The following is a 23,691-nucleotide window of genomic DNA, read 5'->3' on the forward strand; positions in this document are numbered from 1 at the left end:
GTGTTAGTAGAATGGGGCGATTGCTATGGAAAATGATTGAGGTTGCTGGGCTGTCAAAAGAAATCAATGGGCGCAAAACAATTGATCAACTGACCTTTTTGGTGTTGGAATACCGCTGGTCGTACTATTTTTGACCAATAGGATTGGTGGAGATAAAGTGAGGAGGGGCTGTTTCTTATACATCCCAAGATAGTGATTTGACCTTCAGGCAGATAGAAGAAGTACTAGAAGCAGTTTGTACGGTCCATAATGGAGCCTATGCTGCAGTTATTCAGTTTGTTGAAAACAACGGCTATCGAATCACAGGGCCTTTTCGTGAAAGCTATATTGATGGCATTTGGAATAAAGAAAGTGAAGAGGAATGGCTGACTGAGATCCAGCTTCCTGTTGAAAAAATCAGCAGGCGACAGTAAGCAGAGACGTAGTTTGATGCAGTTTTTTTGTTAGGCAAGGTGTGAATTGCAGTAAGAACTTCTTTTATCGAAGGAAAGCAGGCGAATCTCATTGACAAATCGGCTGGCTCCTTCTAAACTAAAAGCAGAAAAACAAGAGAAAAAGGTGATGGCTCCGGCCTATCTGCTGTTATTCCTTCGTTAACAGGGGTAGGACTGGAAAAGAGTAAATAAAATCAATTTCATAGGCAAAAAATTGACTGCATGCAGTTTTATTTGAAGTGCCTATCATTGATTTTATTTTACTCTTCGCTTTTTGATCTTCATCGTTTGAAGGTTGACCGCAGAGTGAAATCTGCGGTCTTTTTTGTTTTTCAATTATTTTGAAAGGGGAAAAGAAGATGTACCAAGAATTGAGAAAAGCAATCGAGCGGCCACCGCTCTATAAAAAAATGGCAGAGGCGTTTTGGGATGATGCGTATATTTCCAAGCAAATGTTAAAGGCTCATTTGGATCCTGATTTTGAGGGAGCGAGTAGAAAGGTTGACTTTATCGACGAATCCGTTCGATGGATCAGTCGCCTTGTTCCGCCAGAAAAACAGACGCAACTTCTTGATATCGGTTGTGGGCCAGGGATCTATGCGGAAAAATTTGCAGCGCTGGGGTATGAAGTGACAGGGGTTGATTACTCCAGAAGGTCCATCGCCTATGCGAGAGATTCCGCGAGTAAGCAGCAATTAAATATTACCTATCTATTTGATAATTATTTGGAGATGGCGTTACCTCAGCAATTTGATTTTATTACCTTGATTTATTGCGACTATGGTGCCTTAAATCCAGAGGAACGCAAACTACTGCTAAAAAATGTGCTGGCGCATCTAAAACCGGGTGGCAAATTTTTGTTCGATGTATTTACGATTGCACAGTTTTTAACGCTTAATGAAGAGCAGACCTGGGAAAGTCACGAATCAGAAGGGTTCTGGCGGGGGGAGCCCCATCTTGTGCTGAATCAACGATGGAAATATCCTGATCACGTCTTGCTGGAGCAAACAACGATTTTAGCAGAAGATGAGGTCACAAATTATTATTTATGGACGACCTATTTTGCAAAAGATGCATTGATAAAAGAAGCTAGGACTGCCGGTTTTGATATTTGTGAGATATTCGGTGATGTCAAAGGTAGTCCTTATAGCGAAGAAGGCTCGACAATGGCGATGCTACTGAAAAAACCATTCCCTATCTGAAAGAGTGGTTTTCTGTAAATAGAAAAAAGAAACGACGATTTTCTGTCGTTTCTTTTTGTTTGGCTCGGAACTGATCGATCAATTTTTTTGTTCTAATGATCGGGCCTATTCAACACCACTCATTCAGCGAAACGTCGAACCATCGTAATATCTGTTTCCAGATAGCCCATTTTTTTGTATAGCTGATACGCAGACTGATTATGGGCAAAAACGTGCAAGCCGATCTCAGTGATGCCTTGCTGGACCGCCCACTTTTCCAAAGCTTGTAACGCTTTGGTGCCATAGCCTTTTCCTCGCTGGTCTTCCTCGATGATAAAGTCATAGATGAAGGCTTTCTGGGCAGCTGTGTTGATCCAAATCACTCCGATCGGTTCACTAAAATCAGCTGCAAATAAAGAAAACAAGTGATTGTTTTCAGTGGCAGTCCCTTGAGGAAGCAAAGAAGCAAAACTCTCTTTGGCTAGGGCGAGGGCCTCGTCTTTGGCCCATGTGCCTGCTTGGACTTTGTCATTGGCGTATTCGAAAACAGCATTGGCTAAGTAGGCAGCGTAGTCGCTGTCTTTCATTGGTATTAAGTTCATCTGTTTCTCCTTTCGTCCTTTTGGATTCTCCCTATCTTGCAGAATGATTGCAGTAATGGGAAATTGGGACGTTTGATTGGTAACTATTTGTTCCCCCTTCAGTTGAAGGTCTCTGACAGCGGGTCTCGTCGTTGAAACAAAAACAGGTCATCCGGTGCAAACTGGTGGCGTGCATCGCAAGTATAGCCTCGCAACCAGTCACAACCATCGATGCGGCGAACGTAGAATCCTTTGGGGAAATCATCGGTTTTCTCCAAAGGCATAGAAGCGATCGTGATTGCGGCAGCTGGCGCTTTTCCTTGGGATTTCAGTCCGGTGCTATTTGCCAGTTGATGATAACTGAGGCGAAAGTGTAAGGCCATTTCCAATGTACAATCGGTCAGTCCATAAGAAGGTGCAGCTGCAAAAATCTCCGTCAACGAGCCACCTTGTGTGAGTCCCAGTTCTTTAAGGGAAACAATCACACAAGTAGTACGCTGTTTATCGGCACTGAGGGAGAGGTGGGGATGGCGCAAGAGCTGGTTGGCATACGCGTTTAAGTGAATCTGCTGTTCTTCCAACTGCTGGCAAAGGCGGGCTAGCGAAACCCCGCCATAGTCTACGATCACTTCTTTCAAATCAAACACTCCTTTCAATAGGGATCCATTTCTTGAAAAATCAGTTCGCACCCTCGTTCTCAGTCAAATTGGCATAAATCGCAGCAACTTCTTCTTGGTAACGATTCTTTAGTCGAGGGGGACTTAAAATGCGTAGGCTTTTTCCAAAAGAGAACAAATAGGGCACCACCCAGCTTTCCTCGGGTAAATCAACGGTAACCACAGCAGTGCCTTCCTCCGTCAAAGTAATATCCTGATGATCGAACTCATCATATACCCGATAAAGAACGTCGGCTTGAAAGAATAGACGAGCGGGATAGGTGTCAACAGTCAATTCAATGGCAGAATTAGGCGCAGTGACCGGAAAAAAATGCTGTTCAGTGACGTGGACCTGACTCATACGGCTGATTTTAAATGTCCGAAAGGCATTCTTTTGCTGGTCGAAGGCTTGCAGATACCATGCTTGCGAACGAAAAAGCAGTTTGTAAGGCTGACAGACGCGTTTTTGCGGTCCCTGTTTACTGATATAGTCAAAGGTGATCACGTGGTTCCTTAAAATACTCTTTTTTAATAAATCAAACGTGTCGTTGCCGTTTTCTCGCCGATGCCAAGTGGAAAAATCAACTTCTAGCCAGTCTGCATCGTTTTGCTGGAATAAGGATTGCAGTTTTGCCAATGATTCTCCGCTGATCTGTGGCGTCAGCTGGCGAATCCCTTTCAACGCCAAAAGCAGGTTTTTCCGTTCTTCCTCTGATAATAACACTTTATCCAACACAAAACTGCTTAACAAATAGACGCCGCCATTTCGACCCGTTTCGGTATAGATGGGTACGCCAATACTGCTTAAGGTATTGATATCTCTGGTGATGGTGCGAGTCGAGACTTCAAATTGTTTGGCTAATTCAGAAGTGGTTGCTTTTTCATGATTCAACAGGTGGTAGATAAGGCCGAACAGGCGTGTCGTGCTCACTTGGTTTACTCCTTTTATAAAAAGATGATAAAACACTGACAGAAGGTGTCTAGGTTTCTATCGTATCATAAAGACAAAGAAGGAGGAACACTAATGAAATTTTCGATAATAGAAACGGAAAGAACCAATAATTTTACTGATCCAGCGATTCAAGCAAAAATCACTGGCTTATGGGAGAAAAACAGCGAGGCGGTCAAGAAAGCCGCAAAAAAAGGAACGGTCATCGCTTGCGTTTACCACGAGTATGAGTCAAACTATCAAGGAGACTATGCCGTTTCGCTTTGTTTCGAAGAAACGGAGCAAGCAGACTTTGATACAGAAAAATATACTTGGAAAAAGTATCCGGTCGATCGGCGCGATGCGCAGGGCATTCTGACTACTTGGCGTCAAGTCTGGTCAGAGGAAGAAAACCAGCAGTTGCAGCGCAGGTATTCCTTTGATTTCGAACAGTATGCGCCAGACGGCGAAGTAACGATTTTTATCGCCATTGAAGAAAGCGACAAAGAGTAACCATTTTCCTGAATAGGAGGACAGTCAATGAGACAGTACGAAAGCAAAGCAGACTTGATCCAAGAGATCACAGAACGTTACCAAAAATTTCGCCAAGAATTTGTTGAAATTCCCGAAGCGTTACGAAATCAACGGATAGCAAGTGTCGACAAGACCCCTTCAGAAAATTTGTCTTACCAAATCGGCTGGGTCAGTTTGTTATTGTCATGGGAAACACAGGAACAACAAGGGATGAGCGTTCACACACCTGCTGAAGGGTATAAATGGAACAACCTTGGTGGATTGTATCAATCCTTTTATCAGACATATGGCAGTTTGACCTTAGCACAGCAGCAAGAGCTCTTAGACCAAAAGGTGACGGCACTTTGCCAGTGGATCGAAGGCTTATCCGATCAGGAATTGTTTGAAGCAGGGCAACGGGATTGGGCAACCACCAAAGCACAGTGGCCAGTCTATAAATGGATCCATATCAATACAGTAGCACCCTTTACCAATTTCCGAACGAAAATCCGAAAATGGAAAAAGGAAGCACTGCATTGATCAATAGAGAAATGAATGAATCGAACAGGAAAATCACACCCTTTTCATAGTGTGATTTTTTGCTGTACATAAAAAAACGGTTTATTGAGAAACAATGGCAAAGAAGCGCCAGCGACTTGCTATCAATTGTGAGAGACTGAAAATCGTGCTATGATGGCGTTAATCAGAGCAAGGAGGAAAAAGCTGATGTGTGGTGGCATTATTTCCCAAAAAATTGCCTAAGCCCATGTAGATCAAGACCAGCAAAAAACGATTTACATGGGAGGAACAAATGATGAAAGAAAACAAATATGATGACCAAACGTTTTTTACGAAATACAGTGAAATGACTCGCTCGCAAAAAGGCCTGCAAGGAGCTGGGGAATGGCAGACGCTAGAAAAAATGTTGCCTGATTTTGAAAAAAAGCAGGTACTTGATTTAGGCTGCGGGTATGGATGGCATTGCCAATATGCTGTAGACCATGGAGCGGCAGCAGTACTAGGAACTGACATTTCTCAACGGATGCTCGAGGAGGCCAAGAAAAGGCACCCTGATCCGAAAATAACGTATCAATGTGTCGCAATGGAAGAAGTGACACTTCCTCCAGCCTCAATAGACGTTGTTTTAAGTTCATTGGCGTTTCACTATGTGGCAACGTTCGAAACATTGATCAAAAGTATATCGGTCTGGCTGAAATCTGGTGGTGTGCTGGTATTTTCGGTGGAGCATCCGGTTTATACGGCGGAAGGATCGCAAGATTGGCAGTATGATAGGCAGGGGGAAATCCAGCATTTTCCAGTCGATCATTACTATTATGAAGGCAAGCGGCAAGCGCGATTTTTAGGTGAAACGGTGACCAAATACCATCGTACCCTGACAACCTATTTAATGACCTTATTGCAAAACGGCTTTATTTTAGAAAAGGTGATCGAGCCACAACCACCAGAAGAATTACTGGAAGTACCGGGAATGAAAGACGAAATGCGCCGACCAATGATGCTGCTAATAGCTGCTAGAAAAAGCTGACTTAAAGAATTGTTAAACAGTTGATCTGTGAAGATCAGCTGTTTTTTTGTTTTGTGTCATCGTAAGAAATAACTGGAGAAGCCTGTGACCGCTTAATGTCTAGTTAGTGGAGTTAATAAAATAAACTGTTATTTTAAGTGCTAAAGTGACGCGAAGGTGACAAAAATGAAACGCCAATTCGTAAAAGGGTATGCTATATTTTAAACAGTACTTGTTTTTTTACAGAAAAAAAGCGGGGAGTCGATGGCGTATCTTACGCAATCGACGCCAATTGGTTTTATAGAAAAAACACAAAACCATTCCCAAGTCTGATGCAAGTTTGCTGAATATTCAGCAAAATAAAAGTAAATGACTAAGAATAGAAAGGGTGAGGATCATCAAAAACAACCAAACCATTGGCTTGACGTCAGGAGAAGTCAAGGCGCGGGTGCAGCGCGGTCAAGTCAATAAGACAAAAAAGGATACGACGAATACGTACCCGAAAATCCTTTTTACCAATATCTTTACCTTTTTCAATTTGATCAACTGTGTCCTATTCTTTCTCGTCTGTTTGACGGGTTCTTATCAAAACGGGTTGTTCGTCTTTGTTGTCTTCAGCAATGTGATCATCAATCTCTTTCAAGAAGTTCGTTCCAAACGAACGCTGGATAAGCTGGCACTGCTAAAAGTTGCCAAAGCCGATGTTTATCGGGATGGCAAGCTGGAGAATTTGCCGATCCACAAGCTCGTAATGGATGATGTGTTACGACTGAAAAGCGGGGATCAAGTGCCGACGGATGCCAAAGTCATTCAAGGATCTTTAGAAGTCAATGAATCCTTGCTGACTGGTGAAATGGATACGATCCACAAACAGCCGGCAGACGAGTTGTTTTCTGGTAGTTTTATCACTGCTGGCGAAGCGTTATGCCAAGTGATCCACGTAGGCGCTGACAACTATATCGCAAAAATCAACAAAGAAGCCAAAACCATCAAACGACAAAAATACTTGATCCAAGGCAGTTTAAACAAAATCATTCGTTGGATCAGTCTGATTTTGGTCCCATTATGTACCCTCTTGTTCGTTAAACAGTTCTATTTCTCTCATGCGACTTTCAACACCGCCATCTTACGGACGGTGGCGGCAGCTGTGGGAATGTTCCCCGAAGGTTTGTTTTTATTGACGAGTGTCACGTTGACCATCAGTGCCGTCTATCTGGCGCGCAAAAAAGTGATGGTGCAGGAATTGAACTGCATTGATGCCTTGGCACGGGTCGATGTTCTTTGCTTAGATAAAACCGGCACGATCACCGAAGGCAAGATGACGGTGGAAAAGACGATTTCCTTTCATTCAGAAACACCGTTGGCAGAAATCACTGGTAACTTAATGGCGCAGCTACCCGATCAGAACCCAACGGCAATGGCGCTGCGAACCTTTTTCCCAGAAAAAAAGACGTACCAGATGCAGCAAGTCGTTCCCTTTTCATCTGACCGCAAATTCAGTTGTGTCACGTTTGAAGGGCAAGGCACTTATTTCATCGGAGCTGCGTCGATTTTACTGGGAACCAACCATGAAGCTGTCTTAAAACAGGAAAGACAGCTGGCAGAAGAAGGCTACCGGGTGATCGTTTTGGTGCACAGTGCGCAAGGCTATGAGGAGGCAGGACTGCCGACGGATATTGAACCGTTAGGATTTTATTTACTGTCAGACACGATTCGTGAAGATGCCAAAGAGACCTTGGAGTATTTTCGTTCACAGGCAATCCAATGCAAGATCATCTCTGGCGATGATCCAGTGACAGTCAGTCAAATCGCGAAAAAAGTCAATCTACCAGGGGCAGCTGATTTTATCGATGTGTCAAAATTAACAGCGACCGAATTAAAAGAAGCTGTCAGCAAATATCAGATTTTTGGTCGAGTGACGCCTCAGCAAAAGAAAGAAATGGTGCTCTACTTGAAAGAACAAGGGCATACTGTCGCGATGACTGGCGATGGCGTCAACGATGTTTTGGCGCTAAAAGAAGCCGACTGCTCGATCGCAATGGCTTCTGGTGTCGATGCTGCGCGTCAGGTATCAAATCTGGTTCTTTTGGAAAACCAATTTGATGCTTTGCCATCGGTCATGGACGAAGGCCGCCGAGTGATCAATAACATTACCCGCTCAGGTTCATTGGTGCTAGTGCAAGTCTTATTCTCCATCATGATCACCATGGGGACGTTGTTATCAGGAACGACCTATCCTTTTGAGCCGATCCAATTAACGATCATCAATGCCTGTTTTGTTGGCATTCCGACCTTCTTTTTAAACTTTGAACCAGACTTCAATCGGATCAAAGGGGACTTTATGACAACGATTTTCAAAAATGCTTTTCCAACAGCCTTGACGATTACGGTAGGAACTCTGCTGATCATCAACTTTGGCTATTGGTTCAACAGCAGCAGTAAAGCTCTATCGATCATGAGCATTATTTTTACTGCTTGGAACTATCGCTTGATCCAGAAAAAAGTCTATCCAGCGATCAACAGCTATCGAACGATGATTTTTTTCAGCACCCAGATTTTGTACTTTGCTGCTTTGATCGTCGGTCGTGACCTCTTTAACCTAGGCAATACCAGCTATCTCAACCTCATTCTCTTGATTGCCTTGTTGAATTTTTCCGCCTATATGCAACGCTTTGTGGATAAGGGCATCGAGCTACTGATGCGAAGATATACGAAGAAACGAGCGCTGCAGAAAGTGCAAAACTAATAGAACAAGCCTGAAATGATTGTTATCCATCATTTCAGGCTTATTTTTTTGCAAAGAGGAGCTTTAGAAAATCATCTTATTAAGACTGTACTTGTGAAAGAGAATCCTTGTCTAGGGGAGCTTGATTCAATGCGCGTTTGCCGATATTGGTTACTAAGACGATCAGACTGAGGATCACGCAAGCAATTCCACCGAATAAAAAGGCTTGTTCACCCGGATTAATCGTTAACCAACTCAGGATGATAGGCGAGAAAATACCGCCTAGTGAGTTCAAAAATTGGAACACTGACATAGCAATTGCAATCTCAAAAGGCCGTGCCTTCAATGAGATATAGTAAGGAATGGTAGCCATAACCATAGCCATAGCAAATCCTGAGAGAATAGCACCGATAGACATGGTCAGTACCGTTGAAGAAAAACGGCTGATCAGAAACGTCAAAGCTAACGATAGAAATCCTAATGCAAGTGTTTTGTCTTTTGTCACGCGATTGATGTATTTCAAACTGAAGCCGGCAATGAACCCACCGACCGTTCCAATTGCATTGACTAATCCAGTCGTACTTGTACCACCAATTTCTTTATGGTTGATCAAAATAGAGAGATTACTTGGATAAATTGTGTAAATAAATGACATGAAAAATGAGAGTCCTGCAATAACAAAAATCAGTTTACTCATTGATTTTAAAACATCAATAGGAGCTGAGGTTGACTGGTTCTTTTTGTCAGTTACAGTTTGTTTGGGAATTTTATCCATAGGAAGATTCACTAGTAATAATAAGAAAATCAGGATGGTTATTAGAAAAATGTAGTAGGTATTCTGCCAATTTGAGGCACCTAACAACCCGCCACCCAGCATCATTACAACGGAGCCTAACGAAGTAATTGCTGTTCCGATACCCATTAAGCCGGCTCGTTCTTCTCCTTCAAAGTATTCTGAGAGTAACATAGGACTGAGTGTATTCATAAATCCAATCCCAATGCCCAAAATAAGCGCAAACGCCAATAGGAGATTGATGCTTGAATGAAAGAAGATAGGGACTAATCCTCCAATAGCTGTTAGAAGGATTCCGAAGAGAGCTAAGATTTTTTTTGGACATTTCATCGCTAATATTCCTACGAATAGGGTGGTAATCAAAGACCCTAAACTAGGGATCGTACCGATCATTTGAATCTTCGCAATCGGTTCATTAGGAAAATCAGCAATAATGGCACTGTAAGCATTAGTCACAACTAGGGCACTCATACTCATAAAACTCAGACTAATGATGCCGATTTTTAACCTCAATTTACTCATATATTTTCTCTCCTTTAAACGTTAAATGGTGTTCGCCAGATGTTAAAACTTTTGAGTTCTCTCCATATTGGAAGGTTGCTTTCGTATTTTGTGGCACTCTTAAATGGAATTGGTCATTGCTCCGTTCGATTTCAATGTCACCGTATGCCGTTGTATAGTTCAAGTGATAACTTGAGATCGTGGTTTGCTCAAGCGGTGAAACCGTAAAAGAAGTGAAACCGGGTTCTGTTACTTGTAATCCTGCCAAACGTCTCACTAGCCAATCCCCAACACAACCAAATGCATAGTGGTTGAAAGAAAAATCACAGACTGTACCATCAGGTTGAATCGATGCCCATGACTCCCAAATCGTTGTTGCCCCATGATTGACTTCGTAAAGCCAAGAAGGGCATTCTTCTTGTAGTAAGAGCTTCAGTGCCAATTCTTGATAGCCATAATCACAAAGAACGTCAAGGAGATAAGGGATGGATAAAAAGCCAGTGTCTAGGCAATAATTGTTTGCAATAATCAGTTCGGATAGTCTTGCTGCTGCAGCTTTTGACGCTGTTTCATCTAAAAGACCAAACGCGAGTGCGATCACATAGCTTCCTTGAAAATCAGCGGTAAGGTGATCATCGTGCCAGTAATATTTCTGAAAAGCAGCTTTTACCTTATGACTAAAATCATTCCAATCTTCTTCCTCTTCACCCAGTAGCTGGCTGATTTGAGCAAAAAGTTGAGACGAGTGTGCTAGAAAAGCCGTACCGAAAAGGTCTTTCGTGGCGAGTGCCGTTTCCATCGGACCTTTCGCATTTTCTCCGATCATAAAGCTAGGAAACATCCAGTCACCAAAATGAAACTTTGTATCCCATAAATATTGTTTGTCATCCGTCTTGTCCCCAGCGCCGCTTTTTCGACTAAAGGAGAGCCAACGCTTCATTGCTTGATAATTCTCGGCTAAAATTTCTAACTTGCCATACCGTTGATACAATGTCCAAGGAAGTAAGACGATTGCGTCGCCCCAACCAGCAGAAGACAAAGAACCAGTAAGCGACTCTCCTTCAAAATAATCTCGTGGGGCAGGGGTATAGTCGACGATTTGTCCATCTGCTTGTTGCTCCAATCGAACGTTGTCTAGCCAGCGCCCTAAGAAGTCATAAACATCCATAAAGAATGTTGCTGTTGGTCCGAACACTTGAATATCACCTGTCCAGCCGACCCGTTCCCGTTGCGGACAATCTGTTGGAATCGATAGCATATTCCCTTTTTGACTCCATTGAATATTCTCAATCAGCTGATTTACTTTTTGATTGGATGTAGTAAAAGAGCCGGTTGCTTTCATATCAGAATAAATTGCGTATGCCCAGACAGACTGTTTATCAGGCAGGACGTCAAGCCCATCAATTTTGATGTAGCGAAATCCGTGAAAGGTAAAATCAGGCTCTAGGCAGGCTTCGCGGCCATTGCCAATAAATACATCTTTTTGGTCTTTGTTTCTACCAACGATATTATTGAAAAAATGTCCCTCCCGATCGAGCACTTCGCTATGCTCAATGGTGATTTCCTGTCCATCAGCTAATGGAATCTCTAACTGGACGCGACCTGCGATCACTTGGCCGAAGTCTACGATCACAGCGTCCTTTTCCCACCAAATACTCTTTGCTGCAAGCTTTTCTTGGCGTTTGACTTGCGGTCCTCTTTGAGGAGTCAAATGATCGAAGCCATAATCTGCTTTTGACACTTTCCTAAATCCAGTTAAGTCAAAATCGGTTTCCCAGTTTTCCTTTTCTAAACGTAAATCTTGTTTTTCACCAATAAAAAGATCACTATAGACATATTTGCCATGGCTGCTAAAAAAATCTTCGTCTGTCACAATGATTTCATACGTACCGTCGGTATAGTAGATTTCGATTTCTCCTAAGATACCTAGTCGATCACCGAATTGAGCGCTGCCACCACTGACACTGACTCTGCCGGCGTACCAGCCGTCAGCTAACGTTACCGACCAAACATTTTTTTCCTTTAACATGTGGGTCACATCATATGTCTGGTATTGAAGATACTGCGTGTAAGAGGTATAATCTGGCGCAAATAAGGCTTCTGATACCGCTTGTCCATTGATTTTTGCTTGGTAGATGCCATGTGCCGTCATCGTAAGGGATGCTTGTTTGATAGATTTGTTTTCAACAGTGAATATTTTTTTCAAATAATGTGGTGGGAGTAACCTTTCTTCAGGAGGATCCTGCGCAACTTTTTTTCCTGAAAACATATCCGCCAAACTGAATGGTGGTTCTTTTCGAGTTGGCTTTTGCTGCGGTTCAATCCAAGTCGCTTGCCAATTTTTTGTCATAAACTGTCCTTCTTTCTTTCAAAATTTGCCCTAAATGAAGCTTGCAATTCTTTTAATGGCTTGTTAGTATTACTACTAAGTTTTTGATACCTAAATTGTAAGCGCTATTCTTTTTTGTGTCTTAGCTATTATTGCCAACCCGATTAGTAAAAAAAGACATTGGAGGATTTCACAATGGCGACTCTAACGATTCTTGAAAAAGCATTAAAAGAAGTTTATTTGGCTTGCCCAGAATTAGAACTCCAGGTACCGTTTCATGACAAAGTAATTCCAAAAAATTTAGCTTCTAGCAAACGACTGATCCTAGAACAAATTTTCTCGGAATTCAGACCGGAACTATCAGAACACTACTTGATCGAAGAGAATGCAGACATTCAAGTGATCAAACACATTCGTTATTTACCGGCAAATTACCATGCACATGAATTTTTTGAGATGATCTATGTGGTAAAGGGCAGCTGTTATAATTTTTTTGAAAATCAGACCTATGAATTGAAAAAAGGGGATGTTGTGATTATTGCACCAAGGACTACCCATGCTATTAGTGGATTTACCGATGATTTGGAAGCAATCAATATTTTAATTCGCAAGAGTACATTCAATGCTTCTTTCTTTGGGTTATTAGAGGATAAAGATATTTTGTCGAACTTCTTCTTAAATGCGCTTTATGAAAACAGCAAGCGATTTCTTTATTTCCATACACTGCCTATTGCAGGGCTAGCGGACGACATTTTATTAATGACAGAAGAAATCAACAAAACGGATAGCTATTCTCAAAGAATGTTGAAGAACATTCTCGATACCTTTTTTATCAAGCTTTTAAGAGGATTTCAAACCAATCAAGTCAGCCTAGATACTGAAGCGGGAGAGGAGTCAGAAATAATCGATATGCTTCAATATCTGCAGAATCATTTTGCGGAAGTATCAATTGCCGACTTATCCAAAAAGTTCAACTATAGCCAGCGACAAATTGCACGTATTCTAAAAAATAAAACTGGTAAAACTTTTTCACAATTGATATTGGAAATGAAAATCAGCAAAGCAAAAGTCTATTTAAAACAAACCAACTTACCCATCCAAGAAATTGCTGAACTCGTCGGTTATGGGGATTTGAGTAATTTTTATCGCTATTTTTTTAAAGTAACGGGTTGTTCGCCAAAGCAGTTTAGAGAAATGAATTGAGCGCTTATCAAAGAGAACTGCTCTTCTAGAAATGTTGAGCAGTTTTTTCGTATGCTAGGTAGTAGTTAAAGAAAAATAATGTGGGCAATAGTCTTGCTATGAAACTCGTTTCATACCGTACAATCAACCAAGGGACCTTTTCAGAAAATTTGTCGAAAGTGGAACAACTAATTTTCTATGGTAGACTTAGGTCACTAGCAAAACAATCAGATAGGAATGAAAGAAATGGCAACGATTCGCGATATAGCAAAAATTACTGGTTTTTCGATCACGACAGTTTCTCGTGTGATCAATGGCCATCCTTATGTTGATGAGCAAAAGCGAGCAGCGATTTTGGCGGTGATGGAAGAACTGGATTACAAACCGAATAAAATCGCCCAAAAACTTAGCTCGGGGAAAACCTATAATATTGGAGTCATCGTACCGTTTGTCAATCACGCCTTCTTTGATGGGATTTTAAATGGCATTATGGAAGAAGCCTTTGCCCAAAAATACAAAGTGACGTTATTGCCGACCAATTTTGATCGAAAATTGGAATTAGAGTATCTAGAAGAATTCGCTGCAAAGGGATTTGATGGCTTGATCGTCATCACTCGGGCAAATCATATCGAGACGTTTTATCCCTACATGGAAAAAGGACCGATTGTTTTTTGTGAAAATTCGACCGGTACTGCCGTTCCTTTCGTTGCGATCGATTTGGTCGGCTCTGTGACAGCCAGTATCAATTATTTGAAGGAACAAGGCGTAAAACGCTTGGGACTGACGCTCGGGCGCAGCAAACGCCTCAGCTGCAATTCAGTCAACACCATCGCAAAAGCCAAGGAGCTGTTTCCTAATTTTTCTGAAGCAGATATTTATTGGGATTGCATCAAAGCACAAGATGGGATTCCCGCAGCCGCCTTTTTTAAGGAACGAGGAATCGATGGGGTGATCACAAATGGGGACGAGATCGCAGCGATGATCTTAAATCAATACCCTCACGGGACAGCACCCATCGTGATTGGACAAGAAAACCTCCTCATCAGTCAAATGCTGCACTTTCCTTCCGTTGAATTTCATCTGGATCAGTGCGGCAAAGAAGCCTTTCGCTTATTTCAAGAAAGAAAACAAGAGCAGATCATTCTGCCTTACGAACTTATCATTCGTGAATAATCATCGTTATAAAAAGAACACACCTTTTTGCCAAGAGGTGTGTTCTTGCCTGCTTTTTAAAGGGAATTTGTAGAGATAAAATAAAAAAATAAAGAAAAAATCAATTTTGAATGCTTGCTTTTCACAGAGTAAAGGGCTACCATTGGTCTGTGGCTTTTTCGCCACAAAAATAGGAAACGTATCAGACAAGAGTACTTGGGGAAGATTCTCTTGGGGGAAGCCTGATACGTTTCCTTTTGTTCATTCTAACACTATTTATATATAAAGTAGAGAGATATTGAGTAGATAAATAAAAATACTAATGTAATTGATGAATAGGAAAAAGCCAATCATTCAAAAGGCGACTTTTAGATCGTTTTCCTATAACATGTTGGAGGGCAAATGGCTCCCCATGTTTTGGTTAATAAAAGAGCATCAACTAACTAATTGTGTTGTACCAACAAGAAAATTACATAGCTTGGCAACACCAGTTTCAGCTGTTTCTTTGATTAGAACAGTTGCAGTATTTTCGTAAACATGAATCACACTAACTTCTTGTAAACCGGTAAAGCCAATAACATTTGCCTGATAGTTTTGACCAGGGAACACTTGGTATTTTTCCATGTTTTTATCTCCTTCATTAATCTTATTTCAAAAGAATAATAATTAAAATTTAAGAAAAAGTAAAGTGAAACGATTTTTCATTCAAAAACACAGTCCTTTGGCGTTTGTTTCGAGCAGATTCAAGCTTTTTCTGCAATTTTCCATTTTTTTTCAATAAATATGCGGTGAATTGTTGAACATTATTAAAGAAAATATACCTTTTATTTAAGGAGTGTTCACAGATTTTAGCTAAACGAAAGGGCGAGAGCAGCAGCTGAATTGTTTGTTTTGTGTTGGCTTGGGGCTTATAATAAAGATAGGAAGAAGGATTGGCGTCACCACTTCCTAAATCAATTGAAAAGGGCGTGCAAGTTATGGAAAACGTATACCGAAATAACTTTGTCAAAAGAACTGTTCAACTGATGTTTGCACCAAAAAAAATCAGAAAGCGTCCGCCAGAACAATGGATCAAAATGCCTACCAGCCGAGGTATTCGGAGAAAGGACGCGTGATCCAGCATCTCGCAACTATGCGTGAAATAGTGTTTGAAGAGAAAAGAAACGCAGGAAGTTCCGAAGACGGGACTTCCTTTTTTATGTCATTGAAATAGGGTGCTTATCGAAAAAGCAGTTGTCAACACGTTCTCTTGTGGAGGGCCACTTTCGGAAGAGGATACAAAAGGAAGCTTGCGAGAGCCCAATAGACGAACGAAAGAAATCAATAGATGTGTTAGTGGATAGAGGATCAAAATGGTTCTTCCTAACTGTTTTTCCAAAAATAATGATATTCAAAAAGACATTAGTCTATCTGCGTGGGCAGAATTGATGATTGATGTAAGAAGAGGGAACACAAAAGCCACTTTTTTCATACTTGAATTCTGTTAAAATACATATATAGGTTCAAACATGAAAAATAATCTGATAATTTTTAAAGAAGGTGAAAGCATGGACTACCAAGAAATCGCGCGTCATTTTCAGACGACATCCTTTGATCCCCAACCGTTTGTGCAAACGGCGATCGATGATCGAAAGGTAAGGGAGAAACTAGTGGAGAATATCGTTGATGGTCAAAATCATATCAATGAGTATTTTAATAGTTATTTGATCATTAAAGAAGTAGCCGTTAAAAACCCTGAGTTGATTTATGATGAGTGGGAACGGATCTGGGCGTTGCATACCCATAAAAACTCCTATCATCGGTGGATCGCCCACGATTTGATCACGCAACTTCTGGTGATCGATCATGAAGACAAGTTTGAAGCAATCAAGCAAGAATATGTACTACTGCCTAAAGAAGAAAAAATTAGCAATTTCTTGAAGATGATTGAAAATATCAAGGAAGCCAGTCGACACAAAGACCTTCAGCATGAAAAGAAACGCTTGCTTACGGATCAAGTATGGCTTTCAAACTTCAATGAAAAACAAATGAAGCGTATTGATAAAGTCCTCCAAACTCTTTTGACCGAATGAATCAAGAAAAGCAATTGAACTTGTTTCAGAAGGGGGGGCTTGCTGTTTTCCCCCACTTTTTTTTCTTGATTACTGGGAATAGTCGGGAGGAATGAGGAGCATGCTGCAATGATAGTTACCAATTAGTTGCATGTATCGCATGCAAAATCTCCCTTAAGTCCTTGTAAGAAGCCAAGTGAAACTTTATACTAGAATGTAATACTTATTCAAAAAAAGGACAAATAAAATGAGGACATGAGCTTTTATGAAGAAATATTGTAAGGAAAATGTGCTGGAAGCGGCGATGAATCGTCTGGAATATATTTTTGATACGTTTCCCCATGTGTACTTTTCGTTCAGTGGCGGAAAAGACAGTGGTGCTATGATCCAGTTGGCCGATCAAGTCGCCCGACAAAAAAAGAAAACCTTCGATCTGCTGATTTTAGATATAGAGGCAAATTATGATGCTACACGAGTATTCATGGAAAAAATCAAAGCGTTACCAAGTATCAATCAAACTTACCATTTTTGCTTACCCTTTTACGAGGACAACAATACCAGCGTATTTCAGCCACAATGGCTGATGTGGGATGAACAAGAACGGGAGAAGTGGGTACAGCCAATGCCAAAAGATGCGATTTCACTTGGTGATTTAGATGAATCATTGATGGAGATTTATCAGAGTGCAAATATGAATCCTGATAAGTTCTTGCGAAACTTTGCTCATTGGTACGCAAGTCACCATGGCTTTGAGCCCGTTGCTTGCGGTGTAGGTATTCGGACACAAGAAAGTCTGTATCGGTATCGATCAATCACATCGCCAAAGTATAACTTTCGGAAGCAATGCTGGATCAAACGGCAAGTAGCAGATTCAATGGTTGTCAATTTTTACCCCATCTATGATTGGAAAACCGAAGATGTCTGGGGAGCCTATGCTCGATTTGACTGGCCGATCAATGGCTTTTATGAAAAGTTGTATGATCATGGCGTTCCGATCCATCAAATGCGGATCTGTCAGCCTTACGGCATGCAGCAACGAAAAGGCTTGTACCAATATGCTTTGGTGGAACCGGAAACGTGGGAGCGCGTCGTAAATCGTGTGTCAGGAGCCAATTTTGGTCGCTTGTATGCCCAGACAGGATTGCTGGCGCATTACAATACGAGAAAACCCAGTCATATGACTTGGCAAGAGTATGCGGTCTTTTTACTGGAATCAATTGGACTTTATTCAAAGAAATTACAGGATCATTATTATCGCAAAATCACGATTTTGATTGATCATTATCGAGAAAAGCACGGAATCGAAGTGGAAGACATTCCCGATGTGACCAAACGTAAGGAGTGGCTAAAAAACGAAGTACTCTGGCATGACTGGAAAGGGATCGCTCGTGCGTTAGAAAAAAATGATTTTTCCTTGAGCACGCGACAATACAGTTTGACGAAAAAAGATGAGTCTGAATTGTATGAGTTGGCGGTGGATTTTGGGGCGGCGTTGGGGATCGAGCATTTACCAAAGTATCAGTTGAAAAAATTGAATGCCAAATACGAGTATCTAACGAAAAAAATCACCTAACGATGGACGAATGGGTCCGTAGAGAGGAAGGGTTTTGTGAACGAACGATTAGTTTTATTTTTTCCACCGTATAAGAAAAGCCAATTCTATCAATTGATGGGAGCTTTCTTTGCAGAGCGAGTGTATCAGCAACAATTTCCGTACTTAGTCAATGATGAGAACTGTTACTGGTACGTGATTCTTGATGATGAAAAACGAGTGACCGCTTTTTCTTATTATGAAAAAGGCGCCAACAAAGTGGAGCTAGGGGAATTTTATGAAAAAGATCCAGCTGCTCAATTTAAAAAGTTTCTTTTACGGAAAATGTTGGTGGATATCACGCGCAACTACCCAGAAGCAGAGATTCTCGCTTCTACTAACCAGACTAGTGAAATTGCCCTTTTGGAGTCAAAAGGGTTTGCGGTCTATCGACAAACAAAAAATTATTCATTTCTAAAAAGGAGTGTAGTCCCTCATGAGCGATATCGATTTTCCAGTGTTAGCGGCGAAGCTGATCCCAGTCAACAAGATTCACGCGAATACGTATAATCCCAACACCGTGGCTGCTCCAGAAATGGATTTGTTGGAACTGTCGATTCGAGAAGATGGCTTTACGCAACCATTGGTTTGCTACCACGATAAAGAGCAAGACCAGTATATTTTGATTGACGGGTTTCATCGGTATATCGTAGCAAAAGAGCGCTTGGCGTTGCCAAGCGTTCCGGTCACGGTGATCGATAAGCCTTTTGAGAATCGCATTGCTTCAACGATTCGTCACAATCGGGCCCGCGGTACCCATGGCATCGAGAAGATGGGAAATATCGTGCAGCAATTGGTCGCTAATGACTGGACGGATGAACGAATTGCCAAGGAATTAGGGATGGATCGCGAAGAAGTTTTCCGCTTTAAACAACGCTCAGGATTAAAAAGCGCCTTTTCCAACCATGAATTCAGCAAGTCTTGGATTGAGTTTGAAAAAAGATATTACAAAGGAAAAAAAGAAACCTAGAAGAGCAAAAAAGCTATCTATGGAAGATAGCAATTGATCAATAATTTTTTTTGAATTTTGTATAGGTGTTTTTTACAACGATCACGATCAGATTGACCACCATCGACAAACAAAGTGTCCCTAAGAGAATGGCTAGGATCACACCTAATGTGTCTCTTAGAAAGCTGAAGATCGCTTCAACGATAAACATGGTTTTCTCCTCCTTTTCTCAGCGTCTATCTTTTCAGACAATTGCAAAAATAGGCTCGTTTTTCAATAGCTACCTGCTACTGAAAAATACAGTCGAGCGGTTTACACGTCCAGCGTTTTTGTTCATTGTGTCTTTCCAAAGTAGAGTATACTTTGGAAAGGACAAAAGAGAGTTTCTGTTTTTTACAATCGGTGAAAAATTCTGAAATTTAAGAGTAGCCTTTCTTTTCAGATTCTTATCAATGGTATGAATAATCGTATCAATTTGTATAAAAAAAGTAAAATGATAACACAGATTAAAATTGAGAAAAAGCTATGATTTCATCATTTTATGAGAGTCAGAAATATCCAAAACCTTGCTGTACAACGTCTTTGATTCCATTAGACATTGTACAGCTTGTTTCTTTTCTACAGTGTTGATCCTTTCAAAATAACTACACTTGATTCAAGAAAAAGCAAACGTGCATAAAAAGTCAATGATACATAATCTCCTTTAGATAACTAGAGCAAACGTTTTTTTAATTCAAAGACAAATTCTTTTGTAATACTGGGAGAATGCATTAGGGATTTTTTTGAAAGCAATCCGATCGACATACGAGTATTTGCTAAAGGATTCGCTAAGATTTTTATTCCAGCGTGGGTCTGATCAACGATAGAGCGAGGCACTAAACTGCAATAACCAGTTTGTTCGATCAAGTAAGGAATCGTACTGATATTGTTGACATATTCCCAATGGATCGATGGCACGCAACTGGCAAGATAGCTTTCAACTTTTTTATGTGCTAGGCTGTCATCGTTAAAACGATAGAAGTGACAGCCTTCGAAATCAGCTGGTTTATTGATCGTTAACGGATTGTGGATCGATGTGATGCAGCAAAGCTCTTCTTGGAACAATTCTTCGTAAACAAAATTTTCCTCGTGAGGAAGTGAGCATAGTGCGACATCAATACGATTTTCTTTTACTGCTTTGGCTAATTCCATTGTGGTTCCCACAAGAATCTCGAATTTCACTTTTGGGTATTGCTGAGCAAACATATGGAGCAGTTCTGGCAAAATGGAAATGTCATAGGGCTGAACGATCCCCATCCGTATAGATGAGTCGATCATACTTGAAGCGTTGTGCAACTGTTCTTTTACCTGCTCCCATTGGGCGATCAGTCCAGGGACTTCCTGCTTCAACAATTCGCCTTCCAATGTTAGTACATTGCTTTTCCCTTCTAAAAATAACGCCACTTCTAACTCTGTTTCTAACTTTTTGATATGATTGGTAACCGTTGATTGGGCATAGTTTAGTTTGGCAGCAGCCTTCGTAAAAGTCCCTTCTTCGACGATCGTTTTAAAGGATTGCAGCTCTTTGATAAAATCCACATTTGTTCCCCTTTCTTTTCTCAAATTATACAAAAAAAGGAAAGTGAAATAATTTCTTTTTTTTATCGTAAATCAAAAAAATAGATATAAAAGTTCTTTCAAATATGTGTAGTATTCAGGGGTAAGTCTTTTTATTTTTGGTGACCGTTACTATAACGAATCCTGGAAATAAGTGAGAGGTTGTTTCCATTAAAAAAGGCAGGCAATGGAACCAGCGACTACTTAGATGGCTTCTAGTGATGAGATACCAGGAGCAACACATCGATAAGTTACTGATATAAAGGAATGTGAGGAACCGGGTTTTTGCTTTTCCTGTAGGCAAAACGCAAGCGAAGAGGGGGCAGCAGCACTTGCTTCTTGAACTTCCAAATGAAAGAAGGAAACTGGCGGCTGGCTTTAGTAAAGCGCCGTCAGTTTCCTTACGGTAAATAATCGGGGATGATCTTTGTCTGAACCAATTGTTCAATCGTTTTATGAATGATCATCCAGTCAGATAGACTTGGTACATTCGAAATTCGCAATTGCTGAAAGTGGGGATTACTTTTCAAGTGTAAGTCAAAATTGCTGACGATCAAATCAATTTCCTGATGGATCAATTCATGGGTATCAGGAGTCACTTCGAAAAAGTAACTGACTTCAGTCTGATCATTTTTGAATAGCTCCGCTGATGCGGCTAAGAAAGCATCTAATCCAGCGCCACCTTGAAAAGCAAAGGCCACTTTACGTTGTTTTTTTTGCGGAGTACTAGGTGCCAGTTCGCTTAATAAGGTCAATGTAACTGCGATATGCTCCAAGTGAGTAAAGGAGAAGAAGGCGCTTTGGTCATTGAATTGTTTCAACCACTTATTCCAAGCGAGGTACTCTGTCTTAAAGGTCGATTCAACAAAGGTTTTGATTTGTGGATCAGCAAATTCATAGTTGGCAGAAATCATCGATAACAAGCGGAGGTTCACTAGATAAGAGATGATTTTCTGAGAGACTGCAGAGGAAATAGGTTGTTGGCCTTTTTTTAAAAACAGAACAATTTCCGCAATGATTTCCGGTTTCTCTGTATGGTGAAAAATGTATTTGGCTGCATCTTCTTCAGTAACATCCAATGTACTATAAGACAGACAGTGGAGTGTAGTGAGGAAGAGCCAAAGTAGTTCTTGTTTTGGTAAGTGAATGATCCGGTATTTTTTTAAATAATACTCGTTCAATACTTGCGAGAAAATGCTAAAGCGTTCTTTTTCCAATAGGTTACGCTCTAAAGAAGGCGGCAAGTTCAAAAAGTAAGAATAGCGCCATCTGCGTTTGGCGATACTTAACCACAGGGCCAGTCGATAATGACTATAATGTAACTCTTTCTTGTTGGCTTCCTTGGCTTTTTGGACCAGAAGACGTGCATCCGCCGGGCTATCTTTATCTAAAATCGTGCTGTCACCATAAGCGGAGAAAAAGACAAACAGACAAAAACGAATATCGGCTTCAGTACCAATAAAGTCAAGTTGATTCGTAGCGATCGTCACAGAATAGGTTTGTAAAGACTTGTTCATGTAGCTGATGGTTCGCAACAAGTGACTACGAGAATAGCCAAATTCGATCGTTGCTCGATGAATGGAGTATTTTTTGTTATCAATGATACTCGACATGATTTTAAACTCGAGTGTTTCCATGCTTAAAAGCTGAATCGCTAAATTGATTGAGGCATTTGGTGCATACTTGATTGAAACGATGTTACTTTCAGAAAAGTTGATTTTAATCAGTTCTTCTGGCAAGCTATCGCTTAAAGCATTGAGTTCTTTCGTGATTGTCGGCATAGATAGACCCAGCAACGTTGCCAATTCTTGCGGATGATAACCGGTTGGTGCTGCATTTAGCATCTGTAAAATTTTTACTTGACGGGAAAATGACTTGTCTCGATGCAAATTGATTGATAAATTTTCTAACATTGATATCACCACCTCTTTTGAAATCTTATGGAAGCAATCAGTGCCGAATGTAAATTACGTTGGTTTTAAGTAGATTATATAATACTCTACGTCAATCAAGAAGCTTTATCCTTTGAAACTTAATAGAACCAGATTTAACAAGCGCTACTTATACGTAAAACACCCTTCAATTAACGAAGAAGTGTCCTTCGAAAAGAACGGTACCTGTTTCGGTGCATCTTAGCTTAGGTTCGGGAGAGGACAAATCATCGGAAGTTCCTCTAGAAAAGAGAGCAAAAGAAAAAGCAATGAAGAAGAATAAAGGAAACAATCTGCTAGACGAAAAAAAGCACCGGACGAAGAACTGTAAGTGTCCCTCAAAGCTAACTTAAGATGTTATCTTTGAAGGATCAAACAAATCAGCAAGATCCGTCTGGTGCTTTTTGTTACGGGGAATCTAGGGTCATTAGCAAAATCAGAGCACCTATTCATGAAAGGTGGTTGTTGTTTTCTAAACGAAGATAGCGATAGAAAGTCGATCGTTTTATTCCAGTTTGGGCACAAATATCAACGACAGTTCGACCTTCCTTCTGATAAAGATTCAGGGCGTACTGAATCAGTTTAGGGTCGATTCGTGGACGCCCACCAATATTTCCTCTGGCTCTAGCAGAATCTAGCCCTTCTTTGGTTCGCTCCACAATAATGTCTCGTTCAAATTGACTGAAGGCTTGGAAAACCGTCATCATCAGTTTTCCTTGAGGGGTCTGTGTATCAAAATTTTCTTTGATACTAATCACTTTTACTCCTTTTCTTTCGAAAAAATAGACGAGATCAATCAAGTCTTTGGTGCTCCGACCAAGCCGTGAAAAGCTTTCAATAATAATTTTGTCATTTTCTTTCACTCGCTTTTTTAGTTTGTTTAATTCCGGTCGATTTGTGCGAATGCCGCTAATTTTTTCAGTATAAATTTTGTGGCATTCATATCGTTCAAGCAAGTCTAGTTGACGAGAAAGATCCTGCTGTCTTGTAGATACGCGAGCGTATCCATAAACCATATTTGACATACAATTTCCTCCATTTAAAAATAAGTCTACCTAGAGAATACCTCGTTT

At 40.8% G+C, this 23,691-nt stretch carries 23 protein-coding genes; 13 read left to right on the top strand and 10 right to left on the bottom strand.

What is annotated here, in order from left to right; all coding sequences use genetic code 11:
- Window positions 1-11: 11 nt before the first annotated feature.
- From ENLAB_RS16900 to ENLAB_RS11960, 3 genes are all read left to right on the top strand, one after another.
- A complete protein-coding gene (locus ENLAB_RS16900; protein ID WP_279612821.1) occupies window positions 12-134 on the top strand; it encodes a hypothetical protein in 123 nt (40 codons plus the stop codon).
- Between the two features lie 63 nt (window positions 135-197).
- Window positions 198-413, top strand: a complete 216-nt coding sequence (locus tag ENLAB_RS11955; protein WP_244351231.1) for a GyrI-like domain-containing protein — start codon at window positions 198-200, stop codon at window positions 411-413.
- A 380-nt stretch (window positions 414-793) separates the two neighbouring features.
- Entirely contained in the window at window positions 794-1,636 is an 843-nt protein-coding gene (locus tag ENLAB_RS11960) for a class I SAM-dependent methyltransferase (protein WP_244351233.1), read from the top strand.
- A 119-nt stretch (window positions 1,637-1,755) separates the two neighbouring features.
- Here the strand turns inward: ENLAB_RS11960 and ENLAB_RS11965 are convergent, their stop codons facing one another.
- The 3 genes from ENLAB_RS11965 to ENLAB_RS11975 all read right to left on the bottom strand — a co-directional run bounded on the left by ENLAB_RS11965 (window position 1,756) and on the right by ENLAB_RS11975 (window position 3,783).
- A complete protein-coding gene (locus ENLAB_RS11965) occupies window positions 1,756-2,217 on the bottom strand; it encodes a GNAT family N-acetyltransferase (RefSeq protein ID WP_244351234.1) in 462 nt (153 codons plus the stop codon).
- Between the two features lie 98 nt (window positions 2,218-2,315).
- A complete protein-coding gene (locus ENLAB_RS11970) occupies window positions 2,316-2,885 on the bottom strand; it encodes a hypothetical protein (protein ID WP_035006572.1) in 570 nt (189 codons plus the stop codon).
- Window positions 2,875-3,783: a helix-turn-helix transcriptional regulator gene (locus ENLAB_RS11975; protein WP_086333005.1), complete on the bottom strand. Its 909-nt coding sequence runs from the start codon at window positions 3,781-3,783 to the stop codon at window positions 2,875-2,877. The genes ENLAB_RS11970 and ENLAB_RS11975 overlap by 11 nt, the downstream gene beginning before the upstream one ends.
- Window positions 3,784-3,876: 93 nt before the next feature.
- Between ENLAB_RS11975 and ENLAB_RS11980 the strand changes: the two genes are divergently transcribed.
- The 4 genes from ENLAB_RS11980 to ENLAB_RS11995 all read left to right on the top strand — a co-directional run bounded on the left by ENLAB_RS11980 (window position 3,877) and on the right by ENLAB_RS11995 (window position 8,564).
- Complete coding sequence (locus ENLAB_RS11980; protein WP_244351235.1) at window positions 3,877-4,293, top strand: effector binding domain-containing protein; 417 nt, start codon at window positions 3,877-3,879, stop codon at window positions 4,291-4,293.
- 27 nt (window positions 4,294-4,320) lie between these two features.
- Entirely contained in the window at window positions 4,321-4,833 is a 513-nt protein-coding gene (locus tag ENLAB_RS11985; protein WP_061053753.1) for a ClbS/DfsB family four-helix bundle protein, read from the top strand.
- A gap of 274 nt (window positions 4,834-5,107) precedes the next feature.
- Window positions 5,108-5,839 carry a class I SAM-dependent methyltransferase gene (locus ENLAB_RS11990; protein ID WP_185946528.1) on the top strand — a complete coding sequence of 244 codons (732 nt, stop codon included), beginning with the start codon at window positions 5,108-5,110 and terminating at the stop codon, window positions 5,837-5,839.
- A gap of 367 nt (window positions 5,840-6,206) precedes the next feature.
- Window positions 6,207-8,564: an HAD-IC family P-type ATPase gene (locus ENLAB_RS11995; RefSeq protein ID WP_244351236.1), complete on the top strand. Its 2,358-nt coding sequence runs from the start codon at window positions 6,207-6,209 to the stop codon at window positions 8,562-8,564.
- A 79-nt stretch (window positions 8,565-8,643) separates the two neighbouring features.
- Here ENLAB_RS11995 and ENLAB_RS12000 read toward each other — a convergent pair whose 3' ends face one another.
- Together ENLAB_RS12000 and ENLAB_RS12005 are read right to left on the bottom strand one after the other, a co-directional pair.
- A complete protein-coding gene (locus ENLAB_RS12000) occupies window positions 8,644-9,858 on the bottom strand; it encodes an MFS transporter (RefSeq protein ID WP_142424080.1) in 1,215 nt (404 codons plus the stop codon).
- Window positions 9,851-12,187 carry an alpha-L-rhamnosidase gene (locus ENLAB_RS12005; RefSeq protein ID WP_244351237.1) on the bottom strand — a complete coding sequence of 779 codons (2,337 nt, stop codon included), beginning with the start codon at window positions 12,185-12,187 and terminating at the stop codon, window positions 9,851-9,853. Before ENLAB_RS12005 ends, ENLAB_RS12000 begins: the two co-directional genes overlap by 8 nt.
- A 174-nt stretch (window positions 12,188-12,361) precedes the next feature.
- On the opposite strand from ENLAB_RS12005, the gene ENLAB_RS12010 reads away from it, so the two are divergent.
- Both ENLAB_RS12010 and ENLAB_RS12015 read left to right on the top strand, forming a co-directional pair.
- Complete coding sequence (locus ENLAB_RS12010) at window positions 12,362-13,369, top strand: AraC family transcriptional regulator (protein ID WP_081119021.1); 1,008 nt, start codon at window positions 12,362-12,364, stop codon at window positions 13,367-13,369.
- A gap of 225 nt (window positions 13,370-13,594) precedes the next feature.
- Complete coding sequence (locus tag ENLAB_RS12015) at window positions 13,595-14,521, top strand: LacI family DNA-binding transcriptional regulator (protein ID WP_170920163.1); 927 nt, start codon at window positions 13,595-13,597, stop codon at window positions 14,519-14,521.
- 414 nt (window positions 14,522-14,935) lie between these two features.
- Here the strand turns inward: ENLAB_RS12015 and ENLAB_RS12020 are convergent, their stop codons facing one another.
- On the bottom strand, window positions 14,936-15,124 hold the full coding sequence (locus tag ENLAB_RS12020) for a hypothetical protein (protein WP_081119023.1): 189 nt from the start codon (window positions 15,122-15,124) through the stop codon (window positions 14,936-14,938).
- 923 nt (window positions 15,125-16,047) lie between these two features.
- Here ENLAB_RS12020 and ENLAB_RS12025 point away from each other — a divergent pair.
- The 4 genes from ENLAB_RS12025 (at window position 16,048) to ENLAB_RS12040 (ending at window position 19,112) form a co-directional block, all read left to right on the top strand.
- The gene (locus ENLAB_RS12025; RefSeq protein WP_244351238.1) at window positions 16,048-16,572 is read left to right on the top strand and encodes a hypothetical protein; all 525 of its coding nucleotides are present in this window, start codon (window positions 16,048-16,050) and stop codon (window positions 16,570-16,572) included.
- 244 nt (window positions 16,573-16,816) lie between these two features.
- Window positions 16,817-18,124, top strand: a complete 1,308-nt coding sequence (locus ENLAB_RS12030) for a DUF3440 domain-containing protein (protein WP_081119025.1) — start codon at window positions 16,817-16,819, stop codon at window positions 18,122-18,124.
- A 36-nt stretch (window positions 18,125-18,160) separates the two neighbouring features.
- Complete coding sequence (locus tag ENLAB_RS12035; RefSeq protein WP_201705754.1) at window positions 18,161-18,652, top strand: hypothetical protein; 492 nt, start codon at window positions 18,161-18,163, stop codon at window positions 18,650-18,652.
- Entirely contained in the window at window positions 18,579-19,112 is a 534-nt protein-coding gene (locus ENLAB_RS12040; RefSeq protein ID WP_077453646.1) for an IbrB-like domain-containing protein, read from the top strand. The genes ENLAB_RS12035 and ENLAB_RS12040 overlap by 74 nt, the downstream gene beginning before the upstream one ends.
- A gap of 37 nt (window positions 19,113-19,149) precedes the next feature.
- Here ENLAB_RS12040 and ENLAB_RS12045 read toward each other — a convergent pair whose 3' ends face one another.
- From ENLAB_RS12045 to ENLAB_RS12060, 4 genes are all read right to left on the bottom strand, one after another.
- Window positions 19,150-19,302 (bottom strand): hypothetical protein, encoded by a 153-nt coding sequence (locus ENLAB_RS12045; protein WP_175632043.1) that lies wholly within the window; start codon window positions 19,300-19,302, stop codon window positions 19,150-19,152.
- Window positions 19,303-19,802: 500 nt separating this feature from the next.
- A complete protein-coding gene (locus tag ENLAB_RS12050; RefSeq protein WP_144771910.1) occupies window positions 19,803-20,669 on the bottom strand; it encodes a LysR family transcriptional regulator in 867 nt (288 codons plus the stop codon).
- Window positions 20,670-21,088: 419 nt separating this feature from the next.
- Window positions 21,089-22,600: an AcpB/EbpR/MafR family transcriptional regulator gene (locus ENLAB_RS12055; protein ID WP_244351240.1), complete on the bottom strand. Its 1,512-nt coding sequence runs from the start codon at window positions 22,598-22,600 to the stop codon at window positions 21,089-21,091.
- Between the two features lie 467 nt (window positions 22,601-23,067).
- Complete coding sequence (locus tag ENLAB_RS12060; protein WP_081119030.1) at window positions 23,068-23,643, bottom strand: recombinase family protein; 576 nt, start codon at window positions 23,641-23,643, stop codon at window positions 23,068-23,070.
- Between the last annotated feature and the right edge of the window lie 48 nt (window positions 23,644-23,691).

This window comes from Enterococcus innesii (genome assembly GCF_022846515.1).
In the GTDB taxonomy this organism is placed as follows: domain Bacteria; phylum Bacillota; class Bacilli; order Lactobacillales; family Enterococcaceae; genus Enterococcus_D; species Enterococcus_D innesii.

Bases quoted from the DNA above. Each gene is read 5' to 3' on its own strand.
- ENLAB_RS12010 (WP_081119021.1), top strand. From the start codon at position 12,362: ATGGCGACTCTAACGATTCTTGAAAAAGCATTAAAAGAAGTTTATTTG.
- ENLAB_RS11985 (WP_061053753.1), top strand. From the start codon at position 4,321: ATGAGACAGTACGAAAGCAAAGCAGACTTGATCCAAGAGATCACAGAA.
- ENLAB_RS12020 (WP_081119023.1), bottom strand. From the start codon at position 15,124: ATGGAAAAATACCAAGTGTTCCCTGGTCAAAACTATCAGGCAAATGTT.
- ENLAB_RS11980 (WP_244351235.1), top strand. From the start codon at position 3,877: ATGAAATTTTCGATAATAGAAACGGAAAGAACCAATAATTTTACTGAT.
- ENLAB_RS12000 (WP_142424080.1), bottom strand. From the start codon at position 9,858: ATGAGTAAATTGAGGTTAAAAATCGGCATCATTAGTCTGAGTTTTATG.
- ENLAB_RS12045 (WP_175632043.1), bottom strand. From the start codon at position 19,302: ATGTTTATCGTTGAAGCGATCTTCAGCTTTCTAAGAGACACATTAGGT.
- ENLAB_RS11960 (WP_244351233.1), top strand. From the start codon at position 794: ATGTACCAAGAATTGAGAAAAGCAATCGAGCGGCCACCGCTCTATAAA.
- ENLAB_RS11990 (WP_185946528.1), top strand. From the start codon at position 5,108: ATGAAAGAAAACAAATATGATGACCAAACGTTTTTTACGAAATACAGT.
- ENLAB_RS12025 (WP_244351238.1), top strand. From the start codon at position 16,048: ATGGACTACCAAGAAATCGCGCGTCATTTTCAGACGACATCCTTTGAT.
- ENLAB_RS12005 (WP_244351237.1), bottom strand. From the start codon at position 12,187: ATGACAAAAAATTGGCAAGCGACTTGGATTGAACCGCAGCAAAAGCCA.
- ENLAB_RS16900 (WP_279612821.1), top strand. From the start codon at position 12: ATGGGGCGATTGCTATGGAAAATGATTGAGGTTGCTGGGCTGTCAAAA.
- ENLAB_RS12030 (WP_081119025.1), top strand. From the start codon at position 16,817: ATGAAGAAATATTGTAAGGAAAATGTGCTGGAAGCGGCGATGAATCGT.
- ENLAB_RS11965 (WP_244351234.1), bottom strand. From the start codon at position 2,217: ATGAACTTAATACCAATGAAAGACAGCGACTACGCTGCCTACTTAGCC.
- ENLAB_RS12060 (WP_081119030.1), bottom strand. From the start codon at position 23,643: ATGTCAAATATGGTTTATGGATACGCTCGCGTATCTACAAGACAGCAG.
- ENLAB_RS12055 (WP_244351240.1), bottom strand. From the start codon at position 22,600: ATGTTAGAAAATTTATCAATCAATTTGCATCGAGACAAGTCATTTTCC.
- ENLAB_RS12015 (WP_170920163.1), top strand. From the start codon at position 13,595: ATGGCAACGATTCGCGATATAGCAAAAATTACTGGTTTTTCGATCACG.
- ENLAB_RS12040 (WP_077453646.1), top strand. From the start codon at position 18,579: ATGAGCGATATCGATTTTCCAGTGTTAGCGGCGAAGCTGATCCCAGTC.